This window comes from Mycobacterium sp. (assembly GCF_049673265.1).
In the GTDB taxonomy this organism is placed as follows: Bacteria; Actinomycetota; Actinomycetes; order Mycobacteriales; family Mycobacteriaceae; genus Mycobacterium.
On record NZ_JBATXN010000589.1, the window covers coordinates 1 to 8,176 of the forward strand.

General features: G+C 66.7%; 8 protein-coding genes and 1 pseudogene. 4 read left to right on the forward strand and 5 right to left on the reverse strand.

Annotated features, from left to right (window positions below):
* Together WBF82_RS19960 and WBF82_RS19965 are read left to right on the forward strand one after the other, a co-directional pair.
* Positions 1-287: pseudogene (locus WBF82_RS19960) on the forward strand (SDR family NAD(P)-dependent oxidoreductase); the annotation flags it as partial.
* Between the two features lie 2 nt (positions 288-289).
* Positions 290-1,111: a mycofactocin-coupled SDR family oxidoreductase gene (locus tag WBF82_RS19965; protein ID WP_424384668.1), complete on the forward strand. Its 822-nt coding sequence runs from the start codon at positions 290-292 to the stop codon at positions 1,109-1,111.
* On the opposite strand, the gene WBF82_RS19970 is transcribed toward WBF82_RS19965, so the two are convergent.
* Positions 1,104-2,219, reverse strand: a complete 1,116-nt coding sequence (locus WBF82_RS19970; protein ID WP_424384669.1) for an MBL fold metallo-hydrolase — start codon at positions 2,217-2,219, stop codon at positions 1,104-1,106. The two genes, WBF82_RS19965 and WBF82_RS19970, sit on opposite strands and share 8 nt — an antisense overlap.
* Before the next feature lie 5 nt (positions 2,220-2,224).
* The gene (locus WBF82_RS19975) at positions 2,225-2,956 is read right to left on the reverse strand and encodes an enoyl-CoA hydratase (RefSeq protein ID WP_424384670.1); all 732 of its coding nucleotides are present in this window, start codon (positions 2,954-2,956) and stop codon (positions 2,225-2,227) included.
* Between the two features lie 145 nt (positions 2,957-3,101).
* Here WBF82_RS19975 and WBF82_RS19980 point away from each other — a divergent pair, with 145 nt between their 5' ends.
* Together WBF82_RS19980 and WBF82_RS19985 are read left to right on the forward strand one after the other, a co-directional pair.
* Positions 3,102-4,733 (forward strand): arylsulfatase, encoded by a 1,632-nt coding sequence (locus WBF82_RS19980; RefSeq protein ID WP_424384671.1) that lies wholly within the window; start codon positions 3,102-3,104, stop codon positions 4,731-4,733.
* Positions 4,734-4,737: 4 nt separating this feature from the next.
* Entirely contained in the window at positions 4,738-6,222 is a 1,485-nt protein-coding gene (locus WBF82_RS19985; protein WP_424384672.1) for a carboxyl transferase domain-containing protein, read from the forward strand.
* On the opposite strand, the gene WBF82_RS19990 is transcribed toward WBF82_RS19985, so the two are convergent.
* The 3 genes from WBF82_RS19990 to WBF82_RS20000 all read right to left on the reverse strand — a co-directional run.
* The gene (locus tag WBF82_RS19990) at positions 6,198-6,770 is read right to left on the reverse strand and encodes a TetR family transcriptional regulator (protein WP_424384673.1); all 573 of its coding nucleotides are present in this window, start codon (positions 6,768-6,770) and stop codon (positions 6,198-6,200) included. The two genes, WBF82_RS19985 and WBF82_RS19990, sit on opposite strands and share 25 nt — an antisense overlap.
* Entirely contained in the window at positions 6,767-7,615 is an 849-nt protein-coding gene (locus WBF82_RS19995) for an oxidoreductase (protein ID WP_424384674.1), read from the reverse strand. Before WBF82_RS19995 ends, WBF82_RS19990 begins: the two co-directional genes overlap by 4 nt.
* Before the next feature lie 11 nt (positions 7,616-7,626).
* Positions 7,627-8,176: FAD-dependent monooxygenase (locus WBF82_RS20000; protein ID WP_424384675.1), on the reverse strand; the 550-nt coding region annotated here is incomplete at its 5' end.

Genomic DNA, 8,176 nt, shown 5'->3' on the forward strand with positions numbered 1-8,176 from the left:
CGAATCTGTCGCATCTATCGGACTCACCGCTGATGTCGTTGGCACACAGAACGGTTAAGGTCGTGGCGGACCGGTTGGCCAACGACATCGACGAAGGCGCCGCGCCCACCCTCTACTGCATCAGTGAGCCGATCCCGCCCGGCAGCTACGTCGGAGTCAGTGGCAGGCGCGGTCTGCGCGGTGGCCCGGTGCTCATCGGCCGCTCGGTGGTCGCCTGCGATTACGACGCAGCTGCCCAGGTCGTGGCCTTCGCCGAAGAGTCAACTGGCACACGGGTTTCGGTATAGCCATGGCCGAACTGGACAACACCGTTGCTGTCATCACCGGTGCCGCGCGCGGTCAGGGCCGCAGCCACGCTGTCGCGCTGGCCGAGCGGGGCGCCGACATCATCGCCGTCGATCTGTGTGCCGACATCGATGCCATCCCTTACCCGCTGGCTACCAAAGCCGACCTGGACGAGACCGCACGGCTGGTCCGCGCCACCGGTAGCGACGTCGTTCCCGTCATCGCCGACGTACGCGACCTTGCCCACTTGGAGGCCGGGATACGTTCCGCCATCGACGATCTCGCCGATATCGACATCGTCATCGCAAATGCCGGCGTGGTGGCGATCGGCAATACCGACCCACATTCCGAGCCGGTATTCAACGCAATCGTCGACACCAACTTGCGGGGAGTGTGGCACACGCTCGTCGCCACGGTGCCGTCCATCATCCGCAAGGGTCGCGGCGGGTCCATCGTGCTGGTGAGCTCATCGCAAGGCCTCACCGGCCGCGGCGGTGACGGCAGTGCCGCCATGTTCGGCTACGCCGCGACCAAACACGGCATAGTGGGAATGATGCGTTCGGCAGCCAATGCTTATGCGCCACACAAGATCCGAGTAAATTCGGTACACCCCAGCGGGGTGTCGACGCCGATGATTCTCAACGACTTCGTGGTGAACTCGATGATCGAGAACCCCAACCCGGCGGTCTCACAGATGCTGCTGCCAGACGTGCCGTTGGTCGAACCGCAGGACGTCACCGAAGCGGTGCTGTGGCTCGTCAGCCCCCGAGCCCGCTACGTGACGGGCGTGACGTTGCCGGTCGACGCCGGCCACGTCGTCATGTAGTCCCGCGCCACCAGGGATCCAATTCCCCAGTCGCCGAGGGATCTACGCGCTCACCCGGCTTTGGTACCGCAACCTTGACGTGGGCGGCGTCAGCAGCGGCCAACAGCCGCTCGACCGGTTCGGCCCATGGGTGCGGCGCCAGCCGGAAGGTGCACCAATGAATCGGCACCAGCAGTCGGCCGTTGACGTCGACGTGCGCCTGGACCGCCTCCTCGGGATTCATGTGAATGTCCGGCCACGACTTGCTATAGGCGCCGACCGGCATCAGCGTCACGTCGAAAGGTCCATGTTCGGCGCCGATCTCGGCAAAGCTCTTGGTGTAACCGGTGTCGCCGCCGAAGTACGCCCGGTGCACGGGACCGATGATCGCCCATGACGCCCACAGCGTGCAGTTGCGGTTCAAGAAGCGACCGGAGAAGTGCCGGGCCGGCGTGCAGATCAGGGTCAGCTGGTCGATCTGCGCGTGCTCGTTCCAGTCGAGTTCAATGATCCGATCGTCGGGAACGCCCCAATCACGCAGGTGCGCACCAACACCGAGCGGTACAACAAACGGGGCCCACTGGCTGCGAGCCAGCGCGACGATCGTGTCGACGTCGAGGTGGTCGTAATGGTCGTGGCTGATGACGATCGCGTCCAATGCCGGCAGCGACTCCAGCGGCACCGGCGGCGGATGCATCCGCTCGGGACCAACAACATCCGAGGGCGAGCAGCGATCACTCCACACCGGATCGGTGAGGACGCGGTACCCGTCGATATCGAGCAGAACCGTCGAGTGGCCGAACCAGCAGGCCTCCATGGCCGCGGCGCCGCTCTCAGAGCTTGGCGGCGATTCCAACGGAATTTCCGCCGGGGGCCGGGTCAAGGCGCGGGCACCGATTACCTCCCACAGAATGTTCCGCTGTTCTTCGCGGTCGATGCTGAACTGGGTGGCCGATTCCAGGTTGACGAATACACCGTCGTGGAAATTGGGTGACCGCTCGGCCACCGCGCGGATGCTGGCGGGTTGAGCGCCGAGCGCGGCCGGCGCACCATGCAATGCGCGCAACACCCAACCACCGGTCGCCAACGTGACCGTGCTGGCTGCCAGTCGCAGCGCCCCCCGCAACATCCCGATCAAGCCCCCTGGAATCTCGGTGGCCGCTTCTCCACCCGGGCCACCTGTGCTTCGATCACATCTTGGCTGGCCCAGGCCTTGTCGAAAAGCTCCTTTTGAACCGGCGAGGGCTCTTCGATCGAGCCGTCGTCGTTCAGCACCCGCTTGGCGTGGGCCAGCGCCAACGGAGCCAGGCCGGCAATCTCAGCGGCCCAGGCCTGCGCGTCTTCCACCGTGCCGATCCGGTTGGCCATCCCGGTCTGCAGCGCCGTCTCGGCGGTCAGCTTTTCCGCCGTCAGCAGCATCGCCCGGGCCCGGCCATGTCCAACGAGCGTCGAGAGCCGGTGGATGCTCCAGTTATCCAGCGCCAACCCGTACTTCGACGTCGGAAATTGGAAGAACGCATCGGGCGCGACGACCCGCAGGTCACATTGCATCGCCAGCTGCAGGCCTGCCCCGATGGCTGGCCCGTTGATCGCGCCGATCACCGGAATCGGCGCCGCATCCAGCGCCTTGTGCAGCTCAACCAGCCGGTCGGGATAGTCGGCGGCGAACGCATCGCCGCTCAGGTCGGCTCCGGCGCAGAACACGGTGCCCTGACCAGTCAGCACGATGGCGCGGACATTTTCACCGGCCGCCTTTTCCACCGCCTCGCGCAGCTCCTCGACCAGTTCGGAGTTCAACGCGTTGCGCCGTTCCGGACGCCGCAGCTCAATGGTCAGGACGTCCTCGACGCGGGTAACACCAATCATGTGCGCCACTCCTCCTCATCGCTGCGCTCTGCATCGTCGTTGGCGCGGATCATGGCGACCAGCCTATTAGCCTGCTCGGGTGGCGCCGAATCGGCGGTAACCCGAACATTCCATTTGGCCAAAACACCTGACAGGATGCTTCAGCGTGAAACGGCCCAACTTCTTGGTGATAGTGGCAGACGATCTTGGGTTCTCCGACATCGGCGCATTCGGCGGGGAGATCAACACCCCCAACCTGGACCGGCTGGCCTACGCCGGGATCCGGTTCACCGATTTTCATTCGGCGCCGGCCTGCTCACCGACCCGGTCGATGCTGCTGACCGGAACCGATCACCACATTGCCGGCATCGGCACGATGGGCGAGGTTCTGCCGCCCGGTTTCAAGGGTGCGCCTGGATATGAGGGCTATCTCAACGACCGGGTCGTTGCGTTACCCGAGCTATTGCGCGACGCCGGCTACCTGACGCTGATGTCGGGTAAATGGCACCTAGGCAACACCATTGACAGGTCGCCGTGGGCCCGCGGTTTCGAGCGCTCGTTCGCGCTGCTGCCGGGTGGCGCTAGCCATTACGGCGGTTCGCGGGCCGTCGTTTCGCTGCCCGGCCCCACGCTCTATACCGAAGACGACCAGTTCGTCACCGTCGGCGACGACTTCTATTCGTCGGACTCCTACACCGATGCCCTGCTGCGCTACTTCCGCGAACGCTCCGAGGACCCCGCTAACCAAGAACGACCGTTCTTCGCGTATCTGCCGTTCCAGGCGCCGCACTGGCCGCTGCAAGCACCGGCCGAATTGATTGCGAACTACCGCGGCCGCTATGACGCCGGCCCGGACGCGTTGCGCGAGGAACGGCTGGCCGCGCTTAAGCGGCTCGGCTTGTGCTCGCCCGATGTCGATGCTCACCCCGTCGTGGCTGACGGCGAGCCGGAGTGGTCCGACATGACCGAGGAGGAGCGCGCGATCTCGGCCCGGAGCATGGAGGTATACGCCGCCATGGTGGACCGGATGGACTGGAATATCGGCCGGGTGATCGACTACCTCACCGAAACCGGTGAGCTCGACGACACGGTGGTGATCTTCCTGTCCGACAACGGCGCGGAGGGAGCAATAGTCGAGGCGATGCCGATTCTGGGTGGCTTGATCGCGGCGCAGATCGAACAGCATTGCGATCACAGCCTCGATAACCTGGGCGCCCCCAACACATTCATCTGGTACGGCCCGCGCTGGGCACAGGCCGCCACCGCGCCATCGCGGCTGTACAAAGCGTTCACCACCGAGGGCGGCATCCGAGTGGTCGGGTTCGTCACCTGGCCGGGCTTTGCCCGGCAAGCCCAGATCGGTACCGCGTTCGCAACCGTTATGGACATCGCTCCGACCGTGCTGGAACTCGCCGGCGTCACCCACCCCGGCACCGAATACCAGGGCCGCGCAGTCGAACCCATGCGCGGCGGGTCGCTGGTGCCATACCTGTCTCGGAGCGCCGAGGCGGTACACGACGACGTCACCGACACCGGATGGGAGTTGTTCGGCCGTCGCGCCATCCGCCGAGGCAAGTGGAAGGCGCTCTATCTGGCCCAGCCCTACGGCCCGGGTGCCTGGCAACTCTACGATCTCTCCGTCGACCCGGGCGAGATCGATGACCTGGCCGCCTCGCGGCCGGACACGCTGGCGGAGCTTCTCGCGCTGTGGGATCGCTACGTCGAGGACACCGGCGTAATCCTGGATCCCGTTTCACTTTTCGACGTCGACCCGCAATCTCTCGCCGGAGGGCCATGAGTCAGTGAGCCGGATCGGGACCGACGAACTGCGCGACGCGGTGCTCGACGAGGGGACTTTCATCAGCTGGGACATCGCGCCGCTGGTCGTGCCGGCGAACGCGTCGTATGCCCGCGAGCTGGCCGACGCCCGGGCCGCGACCGGCCGCGACGAATCGGTGCTGACCGGCGAGGGCCGGGTGTTCGGCCGCCGGGTGGCGGTGGTGGTCTGCGAGTTCGAGTTCCTCGGCGGCTCGATCGGAGTCGCCGCGGCCGAACGGATCACCGCCGCCGTGCAACGCGCCACCGCCGAGCGACTGCCGCTGTTGGCCTCGCCAAGCTCCGGAGGCACTCGGATGCAGGAGGGCACGGTCGCGTTTCTGCAGATGGTGAAGATCGCCGCGGCCGTCACCCTGCACAAACAGGCACACCTGCCGTATTTGGTGTACCTGCGCCACCCGACCACCGGCGGGGTGTTCGCGTCGTGGGGTTCGCTGGGCCACGTCACCATCGCCGAGCCGGGCGCCTTGATCGGCTTCCTGGGCCCGCGGGTCTACCAGCAGCTCTACGGTGAGCCGTTTCCCGCTGGCGTCCAGACCGCCGAGAACCTGCAGCGGCACGGGGTGATCGACGCCGTCACACCACTGGGCGAGCTGCGCGGCATCCTCGACCGGACCCTGAAAGTGGTCGCCGACGAAGCGGGGCCACCACCGGATCGGCTGCCACCCGAACCGCTGCCCGACGTTCCGGCGTGGGACTCGGTGCTGGCATCGCGGCGGCCGGATCGGCCTGGGGTGCGGCAGCTGTTGCGCCACGGCTGTACCGACCAGGTGCTGCTATCCGGAACCGAACAAGGCGACGCCGCGACCATGCTGTTGGCGCTGGCCAAATTCGGCGGTCAGCCCGCGGTGGTGCTCGGCCAGCAGCGCTCCACCGGTGGGATGGAGGAGGGTCGGTTGGGGCCCGCTGCGTTACGGGAGGCCCGTCGCGGCATGACGCTGGCCGCCGGTCTACGGCTACCGCTGGTGCTCGTTATCGACACGGCTGGCCCGGCGCTGTCGGCGCAGGCGGAAGAGGGTGGGCTGGCCGGCGAGATCGCCCACTGCCTGGCGGAGCTAGTCACGCTGGACACCCCGACGGTGTCGGTGCTACTCGGCCAGGGCAGCGGCGGGCCGGCCCTGGCGATGGTGCCGGCCGATCGGGTGCTGGCCGCGCTGCACGGTTGGCTGGCGCCGCTACCACCCGAGGGCGCCAGCGCGATCGTCTACCGCGATACCGTGCACGCAGCCGAACTGTCTGCGGCACAAGGCATTCGATCGGCCGACTTGCAGACGTCCGGCATCGTCGACGTCGTCGTGCCGGAACACCCGGACGCCGCCGACGAGCCGATCGAGTTCTGCACCCGGCTGTCGGTGGCCATCGCCGCCGAGCTGCACGCGCTTGGCACGGTCCCCGATGCCGACCGGATGGCGGCCCGGCTGCGCCGCTACCGCGGCATCGGACTGCCATAGCTTTCCGCCAGGCCAAGGTAGCGCTGGATCGTCGGCCCGACCCAGTCGATGAGCTCGGCGCGGGTCATCTTGACCACCGGTGGCAACCGCAAGACGTAGCGACACCATGCCACGCCCAAGATCTGGGTCGCGATCAGCCCCGACCGCCAGCGGGCTTCCGCGGCCGGCACCAGGTTGGCCACCAGCGGCTGCAGTTGCGTGGTGAAAATGCTCTGCATGCGTTGCGCGGCCTCGGCATTGGTGGCACTGGACCTCAGCAGGATCACCAACGCCTCGTCGCCTTCCCAGCGTTCCAGGAAGTGGCCGACCAGCGAGCGGCCAACCTCGGCGCGGTCCAGTGCGGTGAAGTCGGGAAACCTCAGATCGAACTCCGCCGCCGCGGCGAACAGCTTGTCCTTGTTGCCGAAATACCGCATCACCATCGCCGGATCTATCCCGGCGTCGGCCGCAATACCCCGAATGGTGGCGGCCTGAAAACCGGCCGTGCCGAACCGCTCACGGGCGGCGGCCAGGATGGCGGCCTTGGTCTGCTCCGACGTTCTCCTCATGTCAACGAGCGTAGGTTCGGGTAGCTCACGCCGGTCAGCTTCTCCGAAAGCTCCCAGAGCTTGGCCGCCATCTCGGGGTCACGGGATTTCGCGCTGGACTGCACCCGTCGCGGATAGCCATGGAGCCGCTTCGGGCCGTAATACCCACCGGATTCCACCGGCCCCGTTGCGGCGTAGATCTCCGAGAGCGCGCCCATCTGTGCACTTTGCGCAAATCCTTTGGTGAACAACATGATCGGATCGAGGAACGACTCGGTGTGCCCCTGCAGGTTGGTCGCCGCGTAACCTGGGTGCGCCGCCACCGACAGCACCCGCGAGCCGGCCAGGGTCAATCGCCGTTGCAGTTCATAGGCGAACAGCAGGTTGGCAAGCTTCGACGCGCCGTAGGCCCGCATCCGGCGGTATCGGCGCTGTTCCCAGTTCAGATCGTCCAGGTCGATAGATCCGAGGACATGCAGCCCGCTGGACATCGTGACGACCCGGTCCCGAATACGCTCGATCAACAAGCCCGTCAACGCGAAATGACCGAGATGATTGATACCGATCTGGGATTCGAATCCGTCGACTGTGCAGCACTTCGGCACCGCCATCACGCCGGCATTGTTGATCAAGGTGTCGACGTCGCCGAGCGAGGCCGCGAATTCGCGCACCGATGCAAGATCGCCGAGGTCAAGGTGGCGCACTTGCGCGCGCGTTCCGATATCCGCCGCGACCGTATTGGCCTTCTCGACGTCACGGCACGCCATGATGACCTGCCCGCCTGCGTCGGCAATGGCCCGTGCCGTGACGGCACCAAGTCCGCTGTTGGCGCCGGTGATAACGAAGGTCCTTTCCTGTAGATCCATCACGGTTGTCCTCACCGGTAGACCAGCCCGCTGAGCCGCCACGCCAATCGGCGGCGAATCGCCGGGGCCCGGCTGGACAGCTGCATCGCGACGTTGCGCGCCGGCCGTAGCACCGGCGGCAGAGTCGCCATTCTGGTGAGCCGGCCGGTCAGCGAAAGGACCTGCTGGGCAACGGCCCGACGATCATCGCCGTAGCGGTCCAGCAGCGAATCCGGTGCGCCGGCGAGCACCTGCTCCAGGGCGTCGGCCAGCACCACGGCGTCCTGGATGCCGGTGTTCATCCCCTGCCCTCCGGCCGGGCTGTGCACATGGGCGGCGTCGCCGGCCAGCAGCAGGCGGCCGGCGCGGTAGCTGTCGGCTACCCGGTGATGGATCCGGAAATGCGACCCCCAGATCACTTCCTCGACGACGAGCTGCCCGGGGCCGAAGCCCCGCGCATCCAGCAGCTGCTGAACGAATGGCGCTGCCGGTGAGGCCGGCGCGTTCTCGACGGGGGCGACGATTCGGTGCATGCCGCCCGGCAACGGCGCCAGCACGGTCAGCCCTGCCGGAGCGTAGAAC